At 63.2% G+C, this 22,954-nt stretch carries 20 protein-coding genes; 11 read left to right on the top strand and 9 right to left on the bottom strand.

Going from position 1 to position 22,954, the window contains the following annotated elements; all coding sequences use genetic code 11:
- The first annotated feature begins 149 nt into the window (after positions 1-149).
- The gene (locus ASE60_RS29020; RefSeq protein ID WP_057255049.1) at positions 150-1,934 is read left to right on the top strand and encodes a PAS domain-containing methyl-accepting chemotaxis protein; all 1,785 of its coding nucleotides are present in this window, start codon (positions 150-152) and stop codon (positions 1,932-1,934) included.
- 150 nt (positions 1,935-2,084) lie between these two features.
- On the opposite strand, the gene ASE60_RS29015 is transcribed toward ASE60_RS29020, so the two are convergent.
- From ASE60_RS29015 to ASE60_RS28985, 7 genes are all read right to left on the bottom strand, one after another.
- Complete coding sequence (locus ASE60_RS29015; protein ID WP_057255048.1) at positions 2,085-2,318, bottom strand: formate dehydrogenase subunit delta; 234 nt, start codon at positions 2,316-2,318, stop codon at positions 2,085-2,087.
- Positions 2,308-3,147 carry a formate dehydrogenase accessory sulfurtransferase FdhD gene (fdhD, locus tag ASE60_RS29010; protein ID WP_057255047.1) on the bottom strand — a complete coding sequence of 280 codons (840 nt, stop codon included), beginning with the start codon at positions 3,145-3,147 and terminating at the stop codon, positions 2,308-2,310. Before fdhD ends, ASE60_RS29015 begins: the two co-directional genes overlap by 11 nt.
- Before the next feature lie 21 nt (positions 3,148-3,168).
- Positions 3,169-6,048, bottom strand: coding sequence for a formate dehydrogenase subunit alpha (fdhF, locus tag ASE60_RS29005; RefSeq protein WP_057255046.1), 2,880 nt, complete (start codon positions 6,046-6,048; stop codon positions 3,169-3,171).
- Positions 6,049-6,059: 11 nt separating this feature from the next.
- The gene (locus ASE60_RS29000) at positions 6,060-7,616 is read right to left on the bottom strand and encodes an NADH-quinone oxidoreductase subunit NuoF (RefSeq protein WP_057255045.1); all 1,557 of its coding nucleotides are present in this window, start codon (positions 7,614-7,616) and stop codon (positions 6,060-6,062) included.
- A complete protein-coding gene (locus ASE60_RS28995; RefSeq protein ID WP_057255044.1) occupies positions 7,613-8,092 on the bottom strand; it encodes a formate dehydrogenase subunit gamma in 480 nt (159 codons plus the stop codon). The genes ASE60_RS29000 and ASE60_RS28995 overlap by 4 nt, the downstream gene beginning before the upstream one ends.
- A 179-nt stretch (positions 8,093-8,271) precedes the next feature.
- Positions 8,272-9,168: a LysR family transcriptional regulator gene (locus tag ASE60_RS28990; RefSeq protein WP_057255043.1), complete on the bottom strand. Its 897-nt coding sequence runs from the start codon at positions 9,166-9,168 to the stop codon at positions 8,272-8,274.
- A 220-nt stretch (positions 9,169-9,388) separates the two neighbouring features.
- Positions 9,389-10,156 carry an SDR family oxidoreductase gene (locus ASE60_RS28985; protein ID WP_057255042.1) on the bottom strand — a complete coding sequence of 256 codons (768 nt, stop codon included), beginning with the start codon at positions 10,154-10,156 and terminating at the stop codon, positions 9,389-9,391.
- Between the two features lie 171 nt (positions 10,157-10,327).
- On the opposite strand from ASE60_RS28985, the gene ASE60_RS28980 reads away from it, so the two are divergent.
- The 8 genes from ASE60_RS28980 (at position 10,328) to ASE60_RS28945 (ending at position 18,976) form a co-directional block, all read left to right on the top strand.
- Positions 10,328-11,092, top strand: coding sequence for a DeoR/GlpR family DNA-binding transcription regulator (locus ASE60_RS28980; protein WP_057255105.1), 765 nt, complete (start codon positions 10,328-10,330; stop codon positions 11,090-11,092).
- Positions 11,093-11,223: 131 nt separating this feature from the next.
- On the top strand, positions 11,224-12,741 hold the full coding sequence (glpD, locus tag ASE60_RS28975) for a glycerol-3-phosphate dehydrogenase (protein ID WP_057255041.1): 1,518 nt from the start codon (positions 11,224-11,226) through the stop codon (positions 12,739-12,741).
- A 139-nt stretch (positions 12,742-12,880) separates the two neighbouring features.
- The gene (locus tag ASE60_RS28970) at positions 12,881-13,951 is read left to right on the top strand and encodes an ABC transporter ATP-binding protein (protein ID WP_057255040.1); all 1,071 of its coding nucleotides are present in this window, start codon (positions 12,881-12,883) and stop codon (positions 13,949-13,951) included.
- A 21-nt stretch (positions 13,952-13,972) separates the two neighbouring features.
- Positions 13,973-15,043 carry an ABC transporter ATP-binding protein gene (locus tag ASE60_RS28965; protein ID WP_057255039.1) on the top strand — a complete coding sequence of 357 codons (1,071 nt, stop codon included), beginning with the start codon at positions 13,973-13,975 and terminating at the stop codon, positions 15,041-15,043.
- A 2-nt stretch (positions 15,044-15,045) separates the two neighbouring features.
- The gene (locus ASE60_RS28960; RefSeq protein WP_057255038.1) at positions 15,046-15,912 is read left to right on the top strand and encodes a sugar ABC transporter permease; all 867 of its coding nucleotides are present in this window, start codon (positions 15,046-15,048) and stop codon (positions 15,910-15,912) included.
- A gap of 22 nt (positions 15,913-15,934) precedes the next feature.
- Positions 15,935-16,753, top strand: coding sequence for a carbohydrate ABC transporter permease (locus ASE60_RS28955; RefSeq protein ID WP_057255037.1), 819 nt, complete (start codon positions 15,935-15,937; stop codon positions 16,751-16,753).
- Positions 16,753-17,175, top strand: coding sequence for a DUF2160 domain-containing protein (locus ASE60_RS28950; RefSeq protein WP_082616181.1), 423 nt, complete (start codon positions 16,753-16,755; stop codon positions 17,173-17,175). The genes ASE60_RS28955 and ASE60_RS28950 overlap by 1 nt, the downstream gene beginning before the upstream one ends.
- Positions 17,176-17,254: 79 nt before the next feature.
- Positions 17,255-18,976 (top strand): ABC transporter substrate-binding protein, encoded by a 1,722-nt coding sequence (locus ASE60_RS28945; RefSeq protein ID WP_057255036.1) that lies wholly within the window; start codon positions 17,255-17,257, stop codon positions 18,974-18,976.
- Positions 18,977-19,088: 112 nt separating this feature from the next.
- On the opposite strand, the gene ASE60_RS28940 is transcribed toward ASE60_RS28945, so the two are convergent.
- Complete coding sequence (locus ASE60_RS28940) at positions 19,089-19,544, bottom strand: hypothetical protein (protein ID WP_156414740.1); 456 nt, start codon at positions 19,542-19,544, stop codon at positions 19,089-19,091.
- Positions 19,545-19,846: 302 nt separating this feature from the next.
- Between ASE60_RS28940 and ASE60_RS28935 the strand changes: the two genes are divergently transcribed.
- Together ASE60_RS28935 and ASE60_RS28930 are read left to right on the top strand one after the other, a co-directional pair.
- The gene (locus ASE60_RS28935) at positions 19,847-21,334 is read left to right on the top strand and encodes a nucleobase:cation symporter-2 family protein (RefSeq protein WP_057255034.1); all 1,488 of its coding nucleotides are present in this window, start codon (positions 19,847-19,849) and stop codon (positions 21,332-21,334) included.
- Between the two features lie 162 nt (positions 21,335-21,496).
- Positions 21,497-22,408, top strand: a complete 912-nt coding sequence (locus ASE60_RS28930) for an EamA family transporter (protein WP_057255033.1) — start codon at positions 21,497-21,499, stop codon at positions 22,406-22,408.
- 71 nt (positions 22,409-22,479) lie between these two features.
- Here ASE60_RS28930 and ASE60_RS28925 read toward each other — a convergent pair whose 3' ends face one another.
- A complete protein-coding gene (locus ASE60_RS28925; protein WP_057255032.1) occupies positions 22,480-22,908 on the bottom strand; it encodes a Fur family transcriptional regulator in 429 nt (142 codons plus the stop codon).
- Positions 22,909-22,954 lie beyond the last annotated feature (46 nt).

The raw sequence follows: 22,954 nt of genomic DNA, 5'->3' as shown, positions 1-22,954 counted from the left end.
CCCGGTGGGCCGGCGTAGGACGACCAGACAATTTTCGGCAGGCCGGTATTTGTCTTAGTCCGGGAGTTGCGCCGCTTTGGCCCCGCAAACCCTGTCAAAGAAGGCACGAAGCCCCGGCTTGAGCCAACAAACGAGATCAGAGGGTTACAATGTTCGCTCTCGGTAAAATTGCAGATGCGCGCCAGATCGTCGCCGCGCTTTCGAAGTCGCAGGCCATCATTCAGTTCGACCTGACCGGCAAGATCCTGACCGCCAATGAGAACTTCTGCCAGGCGCTCGGCTACGGCCTTTCGGAAATCGTCGGCCAGCACCATCGCATGTTCTGCCCGGCCGACTACACCCAGACGCAGGAATACCGCGACTTCTGGGCCCGCCTCGGGCGCGGCGAGTTCGACGCCAATGCCTACAAGCGCATCGCCAAGGGCGGCCGCGAAATCTGGATCCAGGCGACCTACAATCCTGTGTTCCGCGGCGGCAAGCCGTACAAGGTGGTGAAGTTCGCAACCGACATCACCGCCGCCAAGGCGCGGGCAACCGAGGATGCCGGCAAGCTCGACGCGATCTCGCGTTCGCAGGCGGTCATCGAGTTCACACCGACAGGCGAAATCCTGACGGCCAACGAGAATTTCTGCGCCGCACTCGGCTACAGCCTCTCGGAAATCCAGGGCAAGCATCACAGCATGTTCTGCGAACCGAATTACGCCCGCACCGCCGAATATGCCGACTTCTGGAAACGTCTCGCCGCCGGCGAATTCTTCTCCAACGAGTTCGTGCGCTACGGCAAGGGCGGCAAGGAGATCTGGATCCAGGCGGCCTACAACCCGATCCGCGACTTCAGCGGCAAGGTCTACAAGGTCGTCAAGTTCGCGACCGACGTCAGCGAGCGCATGAGCGCGATCAATAGCCTCGGCGCCGGCCTGAGGGCGCTCGCCGAGGGCGACCTGACCCGCAACCTCGACACGCCCTTCGTGCCCAGCATGGAAGCGGTGCGGACCGACTTCAACGGGGCGACCGCCAAGCTGCGCGAGGCGATGCGCACCGTCGGCGACAATGCCAGCGCGATTGCCTCCGGCGCCCGGGAAATCCGCTCAGCGGCCGACGACCTGTCGAAGCGCACGGAACAGCAGGCGGCCTCCGTCGAGGAAACCGCAGCCGCGCTCGACGAGATCACCACGACGGTTGCCGACTCCAGCCGCCGGGCCGAAGAGGCGGGCGGACTGGTGGCCAAGACCAAGGCCGGCGCCGAACGCTCCGGCAATGTGGTCAAGAGCGCCATCGGCGCGATGGGCCAGATCGAACAGTCGTCACGCGAAATCTCCAACATCATCGGCGTCATCGACGACATCGCCTTCCAGACGAACCTGCTGGCGCTCAACGCCGGCGTCGAGGCGGCACGCGCCGGTGAAGCCGGCAAGGGCTTCGCCGTCGTCGCCCAGGAAGTGCGCGAACTGGCGCAACGCTCCGCAAGTGCGGCCAAGGATATCAAGGCGCTGATCGGCACCTCCACCGAACATGTCAAGAACGGCGTGTCGCTGGTCGGCCAGACGGGTGCTGCGCTCGAAGAGATCCTTTCCCAGGTCCAGGAGATCAACGCCAACGTCTCGGCGATCGTCGAGGCCGCCCGCGAACAGTCGACCGGCCTCAAGGAGATCAACCAGGCGGTCAACTCGATGGACCAGGCGACCCAGAAAAATGCAGCGATGGTCGAGGAAAGCACGGCCGCAAGCCACGCCATGGCCCGCGAGGCAGACGCCCTGCACGAACTGCTCCGACAGTTCCGCTACGGCGAGCAAGCCCAGATCATCGACGCGAACCGCCACTTTGACGACCGCGCGCAACCGACCCGGCTCCACGCAACCGCCCGCGCCATGCGCAGCGGCCAACGAACAAGCCTTGCTGCGGCACCGGCCGCGGATGGCTGGCAGAATTTCTGAGCGCACATCCCTGCACCCCGCGCTCGGGAATGGGGAAGGCGGCTACCGGTAGCCGCCTTCCCTTCAATCTTTTCAGACACGGCAATTGCTTGGAAAACGCCCCGTCCGCGGAGAGCGGAGAACCTGCGGTCGATGATGAGCGCAGGCTAGCTAGGCGGCTTCCGGACGCTTGATCTTCGCCGCCGCTTCCAGCACCAGCGGCGTCAGCCCCTCGCCGCCATTGTCGATGTGCTCGAACAATTTCCGCCGCATGCGTGGTTCCCAATATTTGTTGATATGAGTGGCAACGCCCTGGGCCGCCTCGTTCTGCGGCTGGCTCTTGAAGAAGGTGGCGATCTGGTTCGCCATGTAGATCAGCTTGGCGTTGGTGTTGTCATGCGACATCGGCGACAGCTCCGGACTTGATGCGTTCGGTATGGGTGAATATCTCGAATTCGTCGCCGCGCACCAGCGCAATCAGCGTCATGCCCGCAGCCTCGGCCGTACGGATGGCCAGCGCCGTCGGCGCCGAAATGGCGATGATCACGGGGCTGCCGACGACCGCCGTCTTCTGCACCATCTCGACGGAAACGCGGCTGGTAACGACGACGGCGCCCTCGCTACCCCTAAAGCCGGCGCGCGCCGCAGCACCCACCAGCTTGTCGAGCGCATTGTGGCGGCCGACATCCTCTCGGACTGCGATCAGGCCGCGTCCAGGCACATAGAAGGCGGCACCGTGCACGGCGCGCGTCTCGAAATGCAGCGGCTGCTGGCCGTTGAGCAGTGCCACGGCCGAGACGACATCCTCCTGCGACAGCGTCAACTTCGACCCGGAAACATCAGGCGTCGGCCGCACCGCCTGCTCGATCGATTCGATGCCGCAAAGCCCACACCCGACCGGACCCGCCATGTGCCGGCGACGCTGGCGGAGCATGTCGTTCTCTTCGTCCTCAAGCACAATCTGCAGGTCGATGCCGAGATTGCCGGCCACCGTCTCGGCGACGATCTCGACCGTTTCGATCTGGCCGGGATCCGTGATGATGCCTTCGGTCAGGCTGAAGCCGACGGCGAAGTCTTCGAGATCGCCAGGCGTCGCCATCATCACTGCATGGGTCGAGCCGCCATAGCTGAAGGCGACCGGCGTCTCCTCCGGCACGGTGCGCGAGCCGTCCCGAAGCACGCCGCCGCGGCGGGCAGCCTCGGGAACGGTCTCGGATGTCCTAAACGTCGCCATGGTCGGTCGCGGCGCAAAACATCATTCCGCCGCCTCCAGCTTGCCGGAAATCCGGCGCGACTGGCGGGCCTGCTCGTCATAGTCCACCTGCCAATCCGAAGGCCCGTTCGAGGGCATCACCTGCACCGCCGTCACCTTGTATTCCGGGCAGTTCGTCGCCCAGTCGGAGAAGTCGGTGGTGATGACGTTTGCCTGCGTCGTCGGGTGGTGGAAGGTGGTGTAGACGACGCCCGGCGCCACGCGATCGGTGATCAGCGAACGCAGGGTCGTTTCGCCGGCGCGGCTGGCAAGCCTGATCCAGTCGCCGTCGCGAATGCCACGCTGCTCTGCGTCGTGCGGGTGGATCTCCAGTCGATCTTCCGCGTGCCAGACAACGTTGTCGGTGCGCCGCGTCTGGGCGCCGACATTGTACTGGCTGAGGATACGGCCGGTGGTCAAAAGCAGCGGGAAGCGCGGGCCTGTGCGTTCGTCGGTCGCGACATATTCGGTGCGGATGAACTTGCCCTTGCCACGCACGAAGCCGTCGACATGCATGATCGGCGAGCCCTCGGGATGCTTCTCGTTACATGGCCACTGCACCGAGCCCAACTTGTCGAGATAGTCGTAGGAGACGAGCGCGAAGCTCGGCGTCGTGGCAGCGATCTCGTCCATGATCTCGGACGGATGACGATAGTTCCAGTTGAGGCCCATGGCCTGGGCAAGCTTCTGCGTGACCTCCCAGTCGGGATAGCCGTTTTTCGGCGTCATCACCTTGCGCACCCGGTTGATGCGGCGCTCGGCATTGGTGAAGGTGCCGTCCTTTTCCAGGAATGTCGAACCCGGCAGGAAGACGTGGGCGTAATTCGCCGTCTCGTTGAGGAAGAGGTCGTGCACGACGACGCACTCCATCGCGGCAAGCCCGGCGGCCACATGCTTGGTATCCGGGTCGGACTGCAGGATGTCTTCACCCTGAATGTAGATGCCCTTGAAGGTGCCATCGACCGCGGCATCGAGCATGTTCGGGATGCGCAGGCCAGGCTCGTTGGAAATCTCGACGCCCCAGAGTTTCTCGAACGTCTCGCGCGTCGCGTCGTCGGAGATATGGCGGTAACCCGGCAGCTCGTGCGGGAACGAGCCCATGTCGCAGGAGCCCTGCACGTTGTTCTGACCGCGCAAAGGGTTCACGCCGACGCCCGGCCGACCGATATTGCCGGTGACCATCGAGAGGTTGGCGATCGCCATGACCGTCGTTGAGCCCTGGCTGTGCTCGGTGACGCCAAGACCATAGTAGATCGCGCCATTGCCGCCGGTGGCATAGAGCCTTGCTGCACCGCGCACGAGTTCGGCCGGCACGCCGGTATAGGCTTCGGTCGCTTCCGGGCTGTGATAGGGCTCGGCGACGAAAGCCGCCCAGTCCTCGTATTCCGACCAGTCGCAGCGCTCGCGGATGAATTTCTCGTCGGCGAGGCCTTCGGTGACGATCACATGCGCCATCGACGTCAGGATCGCGACATTGGTGCCTGGCTGCAGCGGCAGGTGATAGGAGGCTTCGATATGCGGCGAGCGCACGATGTCGGTGCGCCTGGGATCGATGACGATCAGTTTGGCGCCCTCGCGCAGCCGCTTCTTCAGTCGTGACGCGAAGACCGGATGGCCGTCCGTCGGGTTGGCGCCGATGATGACGGCAACGTCAGTGAACTCGACCGAATCGAAATTCTGCGTGCCGGCCGATGTGCCGAAAGCCTGGCCGAGTCCGTAGCCGGTCGGCGAGTGGCAGACGCGGGCGCAGGTATCGACATTGTTGTTGCCGAAGCCGGCACGCACCAGCTTCTGCACCAGATAGGTCTCTTCATTGGTGCAGCGCGACGAGGTGATGCCGCCGACGGAATCACGGCCGTACTGATACTGGATCCGCCGGAACTCGGAGGCCACATGCGCATAGGCCTCCTCCCAGGTGACCTCGCGCCAGGGATCGGAGATCTTCTCGCGGATCATCGGGTTGAGGATGCGGTCCTTGTGGTTGGAATAGCCATAGGCAAAGCGACCCTTGACGCAGGAATGGCCGCGGTTGGCCTGGCCATCCTTCCACGGCACCATGCGCACCAGCTCCTCGCCGCGCATTTCCGCCTTGAACGAGCAGCCGACGCCGCAATAGGCGCAGGTGGTGACGACGGAATGTTCCGGCTGGCCGATCTCGATGACCGATTTCTCTGTGAGCGTCGCCGTCGGGCAGGCCTGCACGCAGGCGCCGCAGGAGACGCATTCGGACGACATGAAGTCTTCCGCCATGCCGGCCGAAACGCGACTGTCGAAACCCCGACCGCCGATCGTTAGCGCGAAGGTGCCCTGCACTTCCTCGCAGGCCCGCACGCAGCGCGAGCAGACGATGCACTTGGCCGGATCATAGGTGAAGTATGGATTGGACTCGTCCTTCGGCAGCCACTTGGCATTGATTTCGCCATTGTTGCGGGCCGTGACGTGGTTCTCGCCCTCATACCCGTAGCGCACGTCGCGCAGGCCGACGGCGCCGGCCATGTCCTGCAGCTCGCAATCGCCATTGGCCGCGCAGGTCAGACAGTCGAGCGGGTGGTCGGAGATGTAAAGCTCCATCACCCCCCGGCGCACGTCCTTCAGCCGCGGCGTCTGGGTGGAGACTTCGATACCCGCCGCCACCGGCGTCGTGCACGAGGCCGGCATGCCGGCGCGTCCCTTGATCTCGACGAGACAGAGCCGGCAGGAGCCGAAGGCATCCATCATGTCGGAGGCGCAGAGCTTCGGCACCTCGATGCCAGCATCCATCGCCGCGCGCATGATCGAGGTTCCCTCAGGTACCGTGACTTCGCACCCGTCGATCGTCAGCGTCACCAGTTTTTCGGACTTGGAAGCGGGAGTGCCGTAGTCGATTTCATGTATGAGAGACATGGTCTTCCTCCTCACTCCGCCGCTTCAACGCGCGGTGCCGGCTGAAAGTCATCCGGGAAATGGGTCATGGCGCTCATGACGGGATAGGGCGTGAACCCGCCAAGCGCGCAGAGCGAACCGAACTTCATCGTGTTGCAGAGATCGGCGAGCAGTTCGCGGTTTTTCTCCGGCTCGATGCCGGCGGCGATCTTGTCCGCCACCTCGACGCCGCGCGTCGAACCGATGCGGCAGGGCGTGCACTTGCCGCAGCTCTCGACGGCGCAGAACTCCATGGCGAAACGCGCCTGGTGCAGCATGTCGACGGTATCGTCGAAAACGACGATGCCGGCATGGCCGATGAGGCCGTCGCGCGCGGCAAAGGCCTCATAGTCGAACGGCGTGTCGAACAGAGCGCGAGGGAAATAGGCGCCGAGCGGGCCGCCCACCTGCACGGCCTTCACCGGCCGGCCACTCGCCGTACCGCCGCCGATGTGATCGATGATCTCACCGAGCGCGAGGCCGAAGGCGGTTTCGAACAGGCCGGCATGCTTGACGTTGCCGGCGATCTGGATCGGGATCGTACCGCGCGAGCGGCCCATGCCGAAGTCGCGATAGAAGGTAGCCCCCTTGTCCATGATAACAGGGACGGAGGCGAGCGAGATCACGTTGTTGATCACGGTCGGACAGTCGAAGAGGCCCTTGTGGGCCGGGAGCGGCGGCTTGGCGCGAACGATGCCACGCTTGCCTTCGAGGCTGTTGAGCAGCGCCGTTTCCTCGCCGCAGACATAGGCGCCGGCGCCGGTGCGCACCTCCATGTCGAAGGCCTTGCCGGAGCCGAGCACCGAAGCGCCGAGCACGCCGGCCTTGCGCGCGATCTCGATCGCCTCAGCCATCGCCGCGATCGCATGGGGATATTCGGAGCGGGTATAAATGAAGCCCTTGGTGGCGCCGGTCGCGATGCCTGCGATCGCCATGCCCTCGATCAGCACGAAGGGATCACCCTCCATGATCATCCGGTCGGCAAAGGTGCCGCTGTCGCCCTCGTCGGCATTGCAAACGATGTATTTGCGTGTCCCCGCGGCCTCGAGAACCGTCTTCCACTTGATGCCTGTCGGGAAACCGGCGCCGCCGCGGCCGCGAAGGCCGCTCTCGGTCACCTGCGCGACGATCGCCTCCGGCGCCATGGCGATGGCGTTGCGCAGACCGGCAAGGCCGCCATGGGCCTGGTAGTCGTCGAGCGACAGGGGATCGGTGATGCCGCAGCGCGCAAATGTCAGTCGCGTCTGCTGCTTGAGGAAGGGGATCTCCTCGGTCTTCCCGAGACAGAGCGCGTGGTCGCCGCCATCGAGCAGCCCGGCATCAAGCAGTGAACCGACATCGCGTGCCTTGACCGGACCGTAGGCGACGCGACCTTCAGCGGTTTCCACTTCGACCAGCGGCTCCAGCCAGTGCATTCCGCGTGAGCCATTGCGTATGATTGTCGCCTCGAGACCGCGGGCCGCGATCGTCTCGGCCACGGCCTTGGCGACCTTCTCGGCACCGAGCGCCACGGCGGCGGCGTCACGCGGGATATAGATTTTCACCGTCATCGCCGCGCCTCCTGAACGAGCGCCTCGAGATCGGCGGCATCGACCCGGGCATGCACCTCTCCGTCAAGCATGGCCGAGGGTGCGCAGGAACAGAGCCCGAGACAGTAGACCGGCTCCAGCGTCACCGCGCCATCCGGCGTCGTCTCATGGAAATCGATGCCGAGCAGCCGCTTGGCGCGCTCGGCGAGCTGATCACCGCCCATCGACTGGCAGGCCTCGGCGCGACAGAGCTTCAGCACATGGCGTCCGGCCGGATGCTCGCGGAAGTCATGGTAAAACGTCATCACACCGTAGACTTCGGCGCGCGACAGGTTGAGCTCGCGCGCAATCACCGGAAGGCACTCCTGCGGCACATAACCGAACTCTTCCTGAAGCTCGTGCAGGATCGGCAACAGCGGACCTTCGAGCCCTTTGAGCTCCTCGACGATGGCAAGGGTGGTTTCCGCGATGTCGGCGCGCGGCTGATGGATGTTCAACGGGAGCCCTCCCGGCTCATGGGCTAGACGGCGACACCCGCAAACGGGCGACCGGTCCAGCCGACATTTCAATACCTGGCGAAGGCCGATCCTCGGCGGTCTCCGGCCATGATCAAAAAAGCTTCGCGCTTATGGCCCGATGGGTCAATAAGGCTGTTCCGTCGATCGATAGAAATAATCTATTGAACCTGGTTTCGCTCACCCAGGATACGCGCCTCGTGCAACAGAGCCGAGACAAGCGGCGTAAACGGCTCACGATGGGTCGCAACCAGGCCGACCGTGTGACGGGCATCCGGCTCGACGATCGGGATCATCCGGATATCCTCATGAAAACCGAATGATTTCGCGACGTTGAACGGCATGATGCTGGCCCAGCGCCCGGTCCGCACATGCGAAAAAAGCACGATCATCGAGTTCGATTCGAGCGTCGGCCTGGCGACCACGCCTGCCTCGGCAAAATGCTGGTTGACGATGCGGCGGTTCTGCATGTCGGCCGTCAATAGACAAAGCCGAACGTCGCTAACCTCTTTCCACGTCACGCTTTCCCGCTCTGAAAGCGGCGTTCCGGCGGCGGTGACGAGGTGATAGCGCTCGACTTGCAGCGGAACGCTGGTTACCCGGCCGAGCGGCTCGTTCTCCAGATAGGTGAGACCTGCATCGATCTCGAGATTTTCGAGCAGCGCCAGAATCTGCAGCGACGTGGTCGACAGCACCGAGAAGGTGACATCAGGATGTTTCTCCTGGAATGGCGCGGTAATCATCGGCACCATCGCCAGCGTCGTCGGCACCGCGGCCAGGCGGATATGGCCGGAAAGGCCCTTGCGCGCCGCCCGCATCTCCTCGCGCATGGTGCGGGCATCGCCGACGATACGGCGCGCCCATTCGAGCACGCGCTGCCCCTCCGGCGTCAGTCCCTGGAAGCGCGACCCGCGGCTGACGAGCATCACGCCAAGCTGATCCTCGAGCTGGCGGATGGCGGCCGACAAGGTCGGTTGCGCTACGCCACACTCCTCCGCCGCGCGACCGAAGTGTCTTTCGCGTGCGAGAACGAGGAACATTTCCAGCTTGTCGATCATGTCATGCCTTTGGAGTTCTTGATTCTGCCACGCTACTGGACTGGCTTGCCCCTCACCCTAACCCTCTCCCCGCTCGCGGGGAGAGGGGACGTGCCCGGCGAGACAAGCCCGCTTGCAGTCAAGGCAGAACGAATACGGCGCAGCGCTGTCCCTTCTCCCTGCGCGCGGGGAGAAGGTGCCGGCAGGCGGATGAGGGGCGAACGCCGACGCAAACACATGTTCAAGCAATCAATTGCCCGCCATTGACCTCCAACACCTGCCCGGTGATGTAGCCCGACAGCGCGTGCGAAGCGAGGAACAGATAGGCCGGCGCGCAATCTTCCGCCGTCCCGAGCCGGCCGAGCGGGATGGTCTTGCGGGTCGCCTCCAGTTTTTCCGGCGACGAATAGCGCTCGTGGAAGTCGGTGGTGATCGTGCCCGGCGAAACGCAGTTGACCCGGATGTCCTCGGGCGCGAGCTCGCGCGCCAACGCCTTCGAATAGGTGGCGACGAAGGCCTTGCTGGCCGAATAGATCGAAGAGCCGGCGCTGCCCCCAGTCAGGGCCGAAATCGATACGGTGTTGACGATCGCCGGGTGCGTGCCCTTGCGCAGAAGCGGCAGCATCGCCCGCGTCATCTCGACGACTGCGGTCTGGTTGAGCTGCACGACGGTCTGGTACTGCTCGTCGGTCAGCTCCGCCGCGGGAAAGCGACCGACCATGGTGCCGGCATTGTTGATGAGGATATCGACGCTATCGAACTGGCCTCTGACCACCTCGGCCAGCCCCTCGACGCCGCCGGGCGCCAGAAAATCCGCGGTGACGACATGCGCCCGGCCTTCCGTCGCCGCCGATTCGAGAAAATCGGGCAGATCGCCGATCGACCGGCCGGCATGGACGAGCACATGCGCGCCGCAATCCAGAAACTGCCGGGCAACCTCCAGCCCGATGCCGCGCCCGGCACCGGTGACCACAACGGTCATGCCCTTGAACAACGCCGGATGAAACATGTCCTTCCCCTCTTCATTCCTCAAGCAGAGTCGCCCATCGGCGAAACGAATGCAACGCGCACTGATCCTTTCGCTCGCAGCGAAAGCGATTTCATCGAAACCGCCGAATCTGAAATTGCATGGCTTTCGTTTTTGCATATTATGAAACAAAACGAAAATGGGGAGGACGGAATGTACCTGACAGGTCGGCAGGCGGAGATCCTGGAGCTGGCAAAGAGCGAGGGCCGGGTGCTCGTGGAGGAACTGGCGCAGCGCTTTTCCGTTACGCCGCAAACCATCCGAAAGGACCTGAACGACCTCTGCGACGCCAAGGTTTTGAACCGCATTCATGGCGGCGCCATCTTCCCGAGCGGCAAGGAAAACGTCAAATACGATGCCCGCCGCCAGATCGCAGCACCGGAGAAGCAGGCGATCGGCAAGGCGGCCGCCGAACTCATCCCCGACAACGCCTCGCTGTTCATCAATATCGGCACGACGACCGAGGCCGTGGGTGAAGCGCTGCTCGACCACAAGGAATTGATGGTCATCACCAACAACATCAACGTCGCCAACCGCTTGCGAGTGTTCCCCTCGATCGAGGTGGTGATCACCGGCGGCGTCGTGCGTGGCTCCGACGGCGGTATCGTCGGCGAGGCCGCCGTCGACTTCATCAAGCAGTTCAAAGTCGATTTCGCGGTCATCGGCGCCTCGGCGATCGACCATGACGGCGCGCTACTCGATTTCGATTTCCGAGAAGTGAAAGTCGCCCAGGCGATCATCGCCAATGCACGCCATGTCATCCTCGTTTCCGACTCCACCAAGTTCGAAAGAACCGCGCCGGTGCGCATCGGCCATATCTCCCAGGTCCAGACCTTCATCACCGATCGCTGTACGCTTGAAAATGTCAGGAAAATCTGTGCCGAACAGGATGTTCGGCTGATCGAAACCGACGTCTGAATCGGGAGGTTTAGACACCCCTAAAGATTCGGGGCGCATTCGTTTGACATTCGGTATGTTTTCGTTTTAACTGATTTCACTTTCGCTCATGCATCAATTTGTGCATCGCGAAAAGTGGAGGGGAAACAGCAGTGTCAGAGCAGGCAATCTACGACGTCTTCGTCATCGGCGGCGGCATCAACGGATGCGGCATCGCGCGCGACGCGGTCGGCCGCGGATACTCGGTCGCCTTGGCCGAAATGAACGATTTCGCCTCCGGCACCTCTTCCGGCTCCACCAAGCTCATTCATGGCGGCCTGCGCTATCTCGAGCATTACGAGTTCCGCCTCGTGCGCGAAGCGCTGATGGAGCGTGAAGTGCTCTGGGCAATGGCGCCGCACGTCATCTGGCCGATGCGCTTCGTGTTGCCCTATCATAAGGGCGGCCTGCGCCCGGCCTGGCTCATCCGCCTCGGCCTCTTCCTTTACGATCACATCGGCGGCCGCAAGCTGTTGCCGGCGACGGCGACGCTGGACATGAACCGCGATCCGGCCGGCAAGCCGCTGAAGCGGCTGTTCAACAAGGCGTTCGAATATTCCGACGGCTGGGTCAATGACGCCCGCCTGGTTGTGCTCAATGCCCGCGATGCTGCCGATCGCGGCGCCGTGATCATGGCCCGAACCCGCGTCGTCTCGGCACGGCGTAACGGCGGGCTCTGGACCGTCGAGACCGAAAATCAGGCAACCGGCGAACGCAAGACCCTGCAGGCGCGCATGCTCATCAATGCGGCCGGCCCCTGGGTCGATGCGGTGCTTTCGGGCGCGCTCGGCAAGAACGACGTCCACAATGTCCGCCTCGTCCAGGGCAGCCACATCGTCGTGAAGAAGAAGTTCGACGATCCGCGTGCCTATTTCTTCCAGAACCCGGATGGCCGCATCATGTTCGCCATCCCTTACGAGGAAGACTTCACGCTGATCGGCACCACCGATCGCGACTACACCGGCAACCCGGCGGATGTGCGCATCAGCGATGCCGAGGTCGACTATCTCTGCAGCGCGGCGAGCGAATATTTTCTGGAACCGGTGACGAAGGACGATATCGTCTGGACTTATTCGGCCGTGCGCCCGCTCTATGATGACGGCGCCAGCAAGGCGCAGGAAGCAACCCGCGACTACGTGCTGCGCGTCGAGGGCGACAAGGGTGCGGCACCGCTGCTCAACGTCTTCGGCGGCAAGCTCACGACCTACCGCCGCCTCGGTGAATCCGCGCTCGAAAAGATCGGCGAGGCGATCGGCGTCAAGGGTTCGAAATGGACCGCAGGATCAAAGCTGCCGGGCGGAGAATTCCCCGCCCAGGGTTATGCCGACGAAGTCGCAAGACTGCAAAAGCAATACCCCTTCCTTGCGCCTGTGCATGCCCGTCGCCTTGTGCGCCTCTACGGCACGCAGGCAGCCACCCTCCTGGGTTCGGCCTCGAACGAGGCGGCGCTCGGCCGCCGCTTCGGCGCCGATCTCTACGAGGCGGAAGTCAAGTGGCTGATCGCCAAGGAATGGGCACGGCGCGCTGAGGACGTGCTGTGGCGCCGCACGAAACTGGGATTGAAGCTGACGCCCGGCGAGGCGGCGGCACTGGAGGAATACATGCGAGGCGCGGCCGACGCAGCCGCGTGAGGATCCTCGCATTCCGAAGCATTTCCAGCCAAAGCGCGCTGCGGTTCTGGGTCCGGAAATGCGAAAAACGACGAGATGGAGCGTTTCCACGCCGGCTTGGAAACGCTCAGGACTGCCGACAGGCTGGGTGGAGAATTCAATGCTTGAAATGAAGAAGATATCCAAGGTCGTGGGCGGGGAGACGCATATCTACCCGACCGACCTGGTGCTGGAGAGGGGGTCGCTCAATGTACTGCTCGGCCCGACCCTGTCCGGCAAGACGTCGCTGATGCGGCTGATGGCCGGTCTCGACAAGCCGGCTTCCGGTTCGCTGATCTTCGACGGCATCGATGTGACGGGCCTGCCGGTGCAAAAGCGCTCGGTCGCCATGGTCTACCAGCAGTTCATCAACTACCCGGCGATGACCGTCTATGAGAACATCGCCTCGCCGATGCGCATCAGCGGCGCCGACACCGCGACGATCGACCGCGAAGTGCGCAAGGCCGCCGATCTCCTGAAGCTGACGCCCTATCTCGACCGCACGCCGCTCAATCTCTCGGGTGGCCAGCAGCAGCGCACGGCGCTGGCGCGCGCCATCGTCAAGAACGCCGATCTCGTGCTGCTCGACGAACCACTCGCCAACCTCGACTACAAGCTGCGCGAGGAACTGCGCGAGGAACTGCCGAAGATCTTTTCCGCCTCCGGTGCCATCTTCGTCTATGCGACGACAGAGCCTTCGGAAGCGTTGTTGCTTGGCGGCAATACGGCAGCCCTCAGCCAGGGCCGCATCACCCAGTTCGGCAAGACCATCGACGTCTATCGTCGTCCAGTCGACCTCATCACCGCCCGCACCTTCGCCGATCCGCCGCTGAACTGCATCGAACTCGTCAAATCAGGTTCGGCCTTCACGCTTGAGGGCAAATCTGTGCTCGCGGTGCCTTCGCATCTGGCTGGCATTGCCGACGGTCCCTGCACCGTCGGCTTCCAGCCGCACCATATTTCGTTCGACCGTCCGCAAGGCAGCGGCGACGCACTCACCGTCAAGACCGCGATCTCCGAGATCGCAGGCTCGGAAAGCTTCATTCACGTCGGATTTGCCAATGCGCGCTGGGTCATGCTCGCGCCAGGCATTCACGACATCGAACCCGACGCGACCCTCGAGGTCTTCGTCGACACCCGTCATCTCATGGCCTTCGGGCCTGATGGACGCGCCATCGGCGGCGCGGCCTAAAGGGGGCGCTGGGAGGAAAACATGGCACGCATCGATCTCGAACATATCCGCCACGCCTATGGCGCCAAGCCGAAGTCTGAAAACGACTACGCGCTGAAGGAAGTGCATCACGAATGGAACGACGGCGGCGCCTATGCGCTGCTCGGCCCTTCCGGCTGTGGCAAGACCACGCTGCTCAACATCATCTCCGGCCTGATCAACCCGTCGGAAGGGCACATCCTCTTCGACGGCAAGGACGTGACGCATCTCTCGACCCAGGAACGCAACATCGCCCAGGTGTTTCAGTTCCCGGTGATCTACGACACGATGACGGTCTACGACAATCTGGCCTTCCCCTTGCGCAACCGGCATGTGCCGGAAGCCGAGGTTGACCGCCGCGTCAAGGAGACGATCGAAATGATCGGTCTCGGCGGCTGGGCGAAGAAGACCGCCCGCGGGCTGACCGCCGACCAGAAGCAGAAGATCTCGCTTGGCCGCGGCCTCGTGCGCAACGACGTCAGCGCCATCCTGTTCGACGAGCCGCTGACGGTCATCGATCCGGAAATGAAGTGGGTGCTGCGCTCACAGATCAAGCGGCTGCACAAGCAGTTCGGCTTCACCATGGTCTATGTCACCCACGACCAGACCGAGGCGCTCACTTTCGCCGACAAGGTCGTCGTCATGTATGACGGCCAGATCGTTCAGATCGGTACCCCGGCCGAACTCTTCGAGCGCCCGCGCCACACGTTCGTCGGCTACTTCATCGGTTCGCCGGGCATGAACGTGCTTCCGGTCAAGCTCGACGGCAACACCGCGACGGTCGGCGGCGAACACGTGGCGTTGAACTTCCTGCCCAAGTTCAAGGCCGGCGCCAAGACCGAGCTCGGCATCCGCCCGGAATTCGTCTCGCTCGGCCGCGAAGGCATGCCCGTGGCGATCACCAAGGTAGAGGACATCGGCCGCCACAAGATCGTGCGTGCCCGCTTCGCCGATCAGCCGATCTCGATCATCGTCGACGAGGATGGCGAGATCCCCGCCGATCCGCGCGTCCGCTTCGATCAGAAAGCCATCAACATCTACGCCGATTCCTGGCGCGTCGGCGAGGAGGCCTGACCATGGAAAAAACCTGGAACAACAAGGCCTGGTTCATGGTGCTGCCGGTTCTCGTGCTGGTCGCCTTCTCGGCCGTCATCCCGCTGATGACCGTCGTCAACTATTCGGTCCAGGACACCTTCGGCAACAACGCGTTCTTCTGGGCCGGCACCGACTGGTACGTGCAGGTGCTGACCTCCGACCGCTTCTGGGACGCGCTCACCCGCAACCTGATCTTCTCGGCGATCATTCTGGCCATCGAAATCCCGCTCGGCATCATCATCGCCCTCAACATGCCGAAGAAGGGTCTCGGCGTCCCGGTCTGCCTCGTGCTGATGGCGCTGCCGCTCTTGATCCCGTGGAACGTCGTCGGCACCATCTGGCAGGTCTTCGGCCGCGTCGATATCGGCCTGCTCGGCCGCACGCTCGAAGGCATGGGCATCAACTACAACTACGTGCAGAACCCGGTCGCTGCCTGGGTGACGCTGATCGTCATGGACGTCTGGCACTGGACGAGCCTCGTCGTGCTCTTGTGCTATGCCGGCCTCGTCTCGATCCCGGACGCCTATTACCAGGCGGCCAAGATCGACGGCGCCTCGCGCTGGTCGGTGTTCCGCTACATCCAGCTGCCGAAGATGAAGCGTGTGCTCCTGATCGCCTTCCTGCTGCGCTTCATGGATAGCTTCATGATCTACACCGAGCCCTTCGTCGTTACCGGCGGCGGCCCCGGCAACTCCACCACCTTCCTGTCGATCGACCTCGTCAAGACGGCCATTGGCCAGTTCGACCTCGGTCCGGCGGCAGCGCTATCGATCATCTACTTCCTCATCATCCTGCTGCTCTCGTGGATCTTCTACACCGTGATGACCACGAGCGACGCGCAAGGCTGATAAAGGCGGGAGGAGAACCAACATGCAAACACAACCGCTTACCGAACGCCTTTCCTGGCTGGTGCCGACGATCTACATCGTCTTCCTGCTCCTGCCGATCTATTGGCTCGTCAACATGAGCTTCAAGGAAACGAGCGAGATCCTCAGCACCTTCTCGCTCTGGCCGGTGAACCCGACGCTCAGGAACTATCAGGTGATCTTCACCGATCCATCCTGGTACAACGGCTACATCAACTCGATCATCTACGTCGTGATGAACACGGTGATCTCGGTATCGGCAGCGCTGCCGGCGGCCTACGCCTTCTCGCGCTACCGCTTCCTCGGCGACAAGCACCTGTTCTTCTGGCTCTTGACCAACCGCATGGCGCCGCCGGCCGTTTTCGCCCTGCCGTTCTTCCAGCTCTATTCGGCCTTCGGCCTGATCGACACGCACATCGCCGTGGCACTTGCCCACTGCCTGTTCAACGTGCCGCTCGCCGTCTGGATCCTCGAAGGCTTCATGTCGGGCGTGCCGAAGGAAATCGACGAAACCGCGTATATCGACGGCTATTCGTTCCCACGCTTCTTCGTGAAGATCTTCATGCCGCTGATCGCCTCGGGCATCGGTGTCGCCGCCTTCTTCTGCTTCATGTTCTCCTGGGTCGAACTGCTGCTAGCCCGCACGCTGACGACCACGGACGCCAAGCCGATCGCCGCCACCATGACCCGCACCGTTTCCGCTTCCGGCCTCGACTGGGGCGTGCTGGCCGCTGCCGGCGTGCTCACCATCATTCCGGGCGCGCTGGTGATCTATTTCGTCCGCAACTACATCGCCAAGGGCTTTGCCCTGGGGAGGGTATGATGACCGCTCAACCCATTCGCAAGGCCCGTTGGCAACTGCCCTTCGCCGCCGTTCTGATCGTCTATGCCGCCGCCGCCGGGCTGCTCATGAGCATGCTGCCGATCAAGGACGGTGCGCGCGACTGGTTCGCGCCGCTGGTCGCCGGTGGCTGGATGGCCTGGTCGTTTCCGTCGGCCATGTTCTTCCTCACCATCTTCGCGCTGCTGTCGATGATGGCGGTCTGGGAATATGCCGCGCCGGGCGGAAACCCGCGCGTCGGCATCCTGCGCTTCGAGACGACACGGGGCGATCGCCTCTTCGTGTCGCTGCTCGGAAGCGCCTTCATTCACCTCGCATGGCTCGGTTTCGTCGGCGGGCAGAACCTGTGGTGGGCGCTCGCGCTCTCGCTGGTCTATGCCGTCGGCGTCTTCCGCTATGTCTGAGGCGAGCCGATTTGAGGGGCCGCGGGAGCGGCCCCTCAAAAGCTAAAGAACCGCATTCGCAAACCTAAGGGAGGGAATTATGCGACGGCATCTTTTGACTACGACGGCGGCTATGCTGCTGGCTTTCACCGGCACCGCTTTTGCCGGCATGGACGAGGCAAAGAAGTTCCTCGATACCGAAATCGGCGACATGTCCTCGCTCGACCGCGCGGCCCAGGAAGCCGAAATGCAGTGGTTCGTCGATGCGGCCAAGCCCTTCGCCGGCATGGAAATCAAGGTCGTTTCCGAAACGATCACCACCCATGAATACGAATCGAAGACGCTGGCCAAGGCCTTCGCCGACATCACCGGCATCAAGATCACCCACGACCTGATCGGCGAAGGCGACGTCGTCGAAAAGCTGCAGACGCAGATGCAGTCGGGCGAAAACGTCTACGACGCCTACATCAACGACTCTGACCTGATCGGCACCCATTGGCGTTACCAGCAGGCGCGCAGCCTGACGGACTTCATGGCCAATGAAGGCAAGGACGTCACCAACCCGAACCTCGACATCGACGACTTCATCGGCAAGTCCTTCACGACCGCGCCGGATGGCAAGCTCTACCAGCTGCCCGACCAGCAGTTCGCGAACCTCTACTGGTTCCGCTACGACTGGTTCAACGACGAGAAGAACAAGGCGGACTTCAAGGCGAAGTACGGCTACGACCTCGGCGTTCCGGTCAACTGGTCGGCCTATGAGGACATCGCCGAGTTCTTCACCGGCCGCGAAGTCGACGGCAAGAAGGTCTATGGCCACATGGACTACGGCAAGAAGGACCCGTCGCTCGGCTGGCGGTTCACCGACGCCTGGCTGTCGATGGCCGGCAACGGCGACAAGGGCATCCCGAACGGCAAGCCGGTCGACGAATGGGGTATCAAGGTCGACGAGAACTCGCGTCCGGTCGGCTCGTGCGTTGCCCGCGGCGGCGACACCAACGGCCCGGCGGCCGTCTACTCCATCCAGAAGTACCTCGACTGGATGAAGGCCTATGCACCGGCTGCTGCCCAGGGCATGACCTTCTCGGAATCCGGTCCGGTTCCGTCGCAGGGCGAAATCGCCCAGCAGATGTTCACCTACACGGCCTTTACCGCCGACTTCGTCAAGCCGGGCCTGCCCGTCGTCAACGAGGACGGCTCGCCGAAGTGGCGTTTCGCTCCGAGCCCGCACGGCGTCTACTGGAAGGACGGCATGAAGCTCGGCTACCAGGACGCCGGTTCCTGGACGCTCTTGAAGTCCACCCCTGACGATCGCGCCAAGGCCGCCTGGCTCTATGCGCAGTTCGTGACTTCGAAGACCGTCGACGTGAAGAAGAGCCATGTCGGCCTCACCTTCATCCGCCAGTCGACGCTTGACCACAAGAGCTTCACGGACCGTGCTCCGAAGCTCGGCGGTCTGATCGAGTTCTACCGTTCGCCGGCCCGCCTGCAGTGGTCGCCGACCGGCACGAACGTTCCTGACTATCCGAAGCTGGCTCAGCTGTGGTGGCAGGCGATCGGCGACGCATCCTCGGGTGCCAAGACCGCTCAGGAAGCCATGGACTCGCTGTGCGCCGAGCAGGAGAAGGTTCTCTCCCGTCTCGAACGTTCGGGCGTTCAGGGCGACATCGGCCCGAAGCTCGCCGAAGAGCATGACCTTGAGTACTGGAACGCCGAAGCCGTCAAGGCTGGCAACCTCGCTCCGCAGCTGAAGGTCGAGAACGAGAAAGAAAAGCCGCAGACCGTCAACTACGACGATCTGGTCAAGAGCTGGCAGAAATAACAAGAAGGCCGCCCCCACCGGGCGGCCTTTTTCTTTCAGGAGATGCGGCACCGGGGTCGGCAACGGCCCCGGTATTTCTTTGCCGGCAATCCCTGAGGGGGCATGGCCGTGCCTACATCCGGGCCAGCCGAAGGCGTCCGGACTTCTCGGACCGGCGCTTGTCGAAGATCGCTCGGACGGCGTGCGTCGAGCCGTCGTCCATCTGCACGGTCATGTCCATGTAGAGATGCTTGTCGACGATAGCGATCCGGATATCGAATGGCTGGCCGCGATAGTGGCTGTCCCCGTCCTCGCTCCAGCGACCGATCCCCTCGGCGCTATGGCCGCCTCCAGCGCGTCCGAGATGGACCACCGCGAACCATCCGTCCTTGCCCGTCACCTTCAGGACCGGACCGTTCCGCCTGATTTCGACCCAGCAGGCCTCGCACGCGTCCGTTCCTGACGCCACCTGCTGCCACTGCCCCGGAAAGGTGGCGCCGTTGGCGCGCGCGGCAACCGGTGGAAGCGCGAAGGCGAGCGCGAACAGCACAGCGAGCAAACGCCAGAAGGCCAATCTCCAAGATACCATCGACCATGATCCCAAACGAACAGCGCCGGAGCACCGGCGTAAGAGACCATCGCTGCTTCGCATTGCGGCTACGTTGCATGGTCTCCCGCCTCGTCAGGCTCGCCTGTAGCTTTTCGTCAAGGCTCGCGACCTTGGCGGCAACCGTTCCCGCCACCAGGGCATCGTGACTGATTTCCCCCGGATTCCGGAAAGTGTTTTCGCTTTCGCAATACTTGCGACATTCTGCCTCGGCACGGAAAAATTGCGCTCCCCTGTTGGAGGACGGGGGAACCGGACTGGTCGACGTGATGGGAGGAGGAACCATGAGCGACGTTTCCAGCATACACCCGGTGGACGAGAAGCTGCCTGTGGGCAGGCTCGCCACGCTTGGGATCCAGCACGTTCTTGTCATGTATGGCGGCGCCGTCGCGGTACCGCTGATCGTCGGCCGGGCATTGCAGCTCAGCCCCCAGGATGTTGCCTTCCTGATCTCGGCCGATCTGTTCGTCTGCGGCATCGTCACCATCATCCAGTCGCTCGGCCTCGGTCGCAGCTTCGGCATCCGCCTTCCCGTCATGATGGGCGTTACGTTCGCGTCCGTCGGCCCGATGGTTTCGATGGCGGCGATGACCCCGGACCAGGAGGGCGCGCGCATGATTTTCGGCGCCATCATCGGCGCCGGCCTCGTCGCCCTGCTGATCGCGCCGTTGATGGGCAGATTGCTCAAGTTCTTCCCGCCGATCGTCACTGGCACCATCATTCTCGTCATCGGCGTTTCGCTGATGCGGGTGGGCGTCAACTGGATCTTCGGCAATCCTTTCGGCCCAACGGCGCCGAAACTGGTCGACCCAGCCCATGCCGAATGGCTGGCCGCGATGAAGGCCGCGGCCGCCGCCGGCGGCGGGCCTGCTATTCCTGATGGTCTGGTGCTCGGCGCCACGGTGCCGAACCCGCTCTATGCGGAGCCGAGCCACATCGCGCTTGCCGCCTTCGTGCTTGTGTCCATCCTCGTCATCGCACGCTTCGGCCGCGGATTGATCAGCAACATCGCGGTGCTGACCGGCGTCGTCCTCGGCTGCGTCCTCGCCGCCGCACTCGGCATGATGCACTTCGACCGGGTGGCCGACGCCGGCTGGTTTGCCGTGGTCACGCCGCTGCGCTTCGGCATGCCGATCTTCGATCCGGTGCTGATCGCCACCATGTCGCTCGTGATGATCGTCGTCATGATCGAATCGACCGGCATGTTCCTGGCGCTCGGCGAAATGACCAACCGCGAAGTATCGCAGCAGCAACTGACGGCGGGGCTGCGGGTCGATGGCCTCGGCACGATGATCGGCGGCCTGTTCAACACCTTCCCCTATACGAGCTTCTCGCAGAATGTCGGTCTCGTCGGCGTCACCGGCGTAAAGAGCCGCTATGTCTGCGTGATGGGGGGCGCCATCATGATCGCGCTCGGACTGATCCCGAAGATGGGCGCGCTGGTGGAAGCGGTGCCGACCTTCGTGCTCGGCGGCGCCGGCCTGGTGATGTTCGGCATGGTGGCGGCCACCGGCGTGCGCATCCTGTCGACCGTCGACTTCAAGTCGTCGCGCAACAACCTCTTCGTTGTCGCCGTCTCGGTCGGCTTCGGCCTGATCCCTTTGATCGCGCCGAACTACCTGATGTGGCTGCCGCATGCGATCCACCCGATCATCGAGTCCGGCATCGTGCTCGCCTCGATCTCGGCCGTGGTGCTCAATGCCTTCTTCAATGGCTTGAGCTTCGAAAGATCCGCGTCCGTCGACGCGGCCAAGCTCGCCGACAGCCACTGAGCATAAACGAAAGCATCTGCCCCGCCCCCCCCGAAAGGTGGGTCGGGGCTTTGTCGTCTCACGTCCGCGGAGAGATCTCGATACTTCGATCGCCACCGAAGCATCTGTCGTCTCCATCGCGCTAGAGGAAGGACAACGACGACGACACGAAGGTTCTCTGCCATGGCCAAGACCAATCTCACCCTTGAACTCCTCCTGCTGCTTGCGCTTGCGACGCTCTGGGGCGCTTCCTACACCTTCATCAAGATCGGCGTTGAAACCATTCCGCCGGTCACGCTGATTGCCGCCCGTACCTTGATCGCCGGCGCCCTGCTTCTCGCGGTTCTCCGTTGGCGTGGCCTGAAGATGCCGCGCGACCTCGCAACCTGGCGGCGGTTCCTGTTCCAGGCTTGCCTCAACAGCGTCGTGCCCTTCACGCTGATTGCCTGGGCGGAACAGACGATCGATGCCGGCATCGCTTCGATCCTCAACGCGACGACACCGATCTTCGCCTTCCTGATGACGGCCCTGATTACCCGCCACGAGGCGGTAACCGCCCGCAAGCTCGTCGGCGTGATTGCCGGCATGACCGGCATCAGCCTGATCATCGGCATGGAGGCCTTCGGCGGTCTCGGCGCGCAATTGCTGCCACAGCTGGCCGTGGTGCTCGCCACCGTCTGTTATGCCGGTGCCGCCATCTTTGGACGCAGCTTCAAGGGCCTGGATCCAATGATGCCCGCTGCCGGCTCGCTGATATCAGGCACGGTGCTGCTGATTCCCACCAGCCTCATCGTCGACAGGCCCTGGACGCTGGCTCCATCCATGGATTCGCTGCTTGCGCTCCTTGGCCTCGCAGTCTTTTCGACAGCACTTGCCTTCGCCATCTACTTCCGGCTGATCCAGACGCTGGGTTCGGTCGGCGCCACGGCCCAGGCCTATCTGCGCGTGCCGGTCGGTGTCGCCATCGGCGCGCTCTTCCTCGGCGAACGGCTGTCGGACACCGCCTGGATCGGCCTTGGCTGCGTCATCATCGGCGTTGCGGCCATGACCATACCGGCACGGCGGCACACCTCCGCCGTCGCGCGCCGCGGCTGACACTCTTTCATTTGAAAGCAAGAGGAGACGTTGCGCGACATCACGAGCGCAACGACTCTGACGAGCTTCGCTCAGTCCTTGCGCTTGCGGCAGTAGAGCTCGAGCCGGTGGCGCACGAGATCGTAGCCGAGCTCGGCGGCAATCTCCGCTTGCAGTTGCTCGATCTTGTCGGAACGGAACTCGATCACAGCCCCCGTGTCGATATCGATCAGATGATCGTGATGCGGGGCGTCGGCGGTCTCGAAACGCGCCGTCGCGCTTTCGAAGGCATGGCGCTGCACGACGCCCTGCTGCTCGAGCGCTGACAGCGTCCGGTAGACCGTCGAAAGCGAGACGGTGGCGTCGATTTCCTTCGCCCGGCGATGCAGTTCGTTTGCATCCGGATGGTCTTCGGCGGTGGCGAGAATCTTCAGGATTGCGGAGCGCTGGCGCGTAACGCGCACGCCGCCATCCCGCAAAACGCCTTCCAGCTCTTCGACACGATTCTTGTTCTGTTTCATGGTCGTTACACTAGCCAAGGGCATTGGTTTTGAAAATAGCTAGTTG

Origin of the sequence: Ensifer sp. Root278 (assembly GCF_001429285.1) — a bacterium.
GTDB lineage: Bacteria > Pseudomonadota > Alphaproteobacteria > Rhizobiales > Rhizobiaceae > Ensifer.
Note: the sequence above shows the minus strand (reverse complement) of the source record. Positions and strands in the feature narration are given on the sequence as shown.

What these genes read in the sequence shown, in the direction of transcription:
- fdhF (WP_057255046.1), bottom strand. Translation starts at nt 6,048, where the DNA reads ATGTCTCTCATACATGAAATCGACTACGGCACTCCCGCTTCCAAGTCC.
- ASE60_RS28940 (WP_156414740.1), bottom strand. Translation starts at nt 19,544, where the DNA reads ATGGTATCTTGGAGATTGGCCTTCTGGCGTTTGCTCGCTGTGCTGTTC.
- fdhD (WP_057255047.1), bottom strand. Translation starts at nt 3,147, where the DNA reads ATGGCGACGTTTAGGACATCCGAGACCGTTCCCGAGGCTGCCCGCCGC.
- ASE60_RS28960 (WP_057255038.1), top strand. Translation starts at nt 15,046, where the DNA reads ATGGAAAAAACCTGGAACAACAAGGCCTGGTTCATGGTGCTGCCGGTT.
- ASE60_RS28925 (WP_057255032.1), bottom strand. Translation starts at nt 22,908, where the DNA reads ATGAAACAGAACAAGAATCGTGTCGAAGAGCTGGAAGGCGTTTTGCGG.
- ASE60_RS28930 (WP_057255033.1), top strand. Translation starts at nt 21,497, where the DNA reads ATGGCCAAGACCAATCTCACCCTTGAACTCCTCCTGCTGCTTGCGCTT.
- ASE60_RS28980 (WP_057255105.1), top strand. Translation starts at nt 10,328, where the DNA reads ATGTACCTGACAGGTCGGCAGGCGGAGATCCTGGAGCTGGCAAAGAGC.
- ASE60_RS29015 (WP_057255048.1), bottom strand. Translation starts at nt 2,318, where the DNA reads ATGTCGCATGACAACACCAACGCCAAGCTGATCTACATGGCGAACCAG.
- ASE60_RS28985 (WP_057255042.1), bottom strand. Translation starts at nt 10,156, where the DNA reads ATGTTTCATCCGGCGTTGTTCAAGGGCATGACCGTTGTGGTCACCGGT.
- ASE60_RS28965 (WP_057255039.1), top strand. Translation starts at nt 13,973, where the DNA reads ATGGCACGCATCGATCTCGAACATATCCGCCACGCCTATGGCGCCAAG.
- ASE60_RS28990 (WP_057255043.1), bottom strand. Translation starts at nt 9,168, where the DNA reads ATGATCGACAAGCTGGAAATGTTCCTCGTTCTCGCACGCGAAAGACAC.
- ASE60_RS28970 (WP_057255040.1), top strand. Translation starts at nt 12,881, where the DNA reads ATGCTTGAAATGAAGAAGATATCCAAGGTCGTGGGCGGGGAGACGCAT.
- ASE60_RS28935 (WP_057255034.1), top strand. Translation starts at nt 19,847, where the DNA reads ATGAGCGACGTTTCCAGCATACACCCGGTGGACGAGAAGCTGCCTGTG.
- ASE60_RS29000 (WP_057255045.1), bottom strand. Translation starts at nt 7,616, where the DNA reads ATGACGGTGAAAATCTATATCCCGCGTGACGCCGCCGCCGTGGCGCTC.
- ASE60_RS28950 (WP_082616181.1), top strand. Translation starts at nt 16,753, where the DNA reads ATGACCGCTCAACCCATTCGCAAGGCCCGTTGGCAACTGCCCTTCGCC.
- ASE60_RS28955 (WP_057255037.1), top strand. Translation starts at nt 15,935, where the DNA reads ATGCAAACACAACCGCTTACCGAACGCCTTTCCTGGCTGGTGCCGACG.
- ASE60_RS29020 (WP_057255049.1), top strand. Translation starts at nt 150, where the DNA reads ATGTTCGCTCTCGGTAAAATTGCAGATGCGCGCCAGATCGTCGCCGCG.
- ASE60_RS28945 (WP_057255036.1), top strand. Translation starts at nt 17,255, where the DNA reads ATGCGACGGCATCTTTTGACTACGACGGCGGCTATGCTGCTGGCTTTC.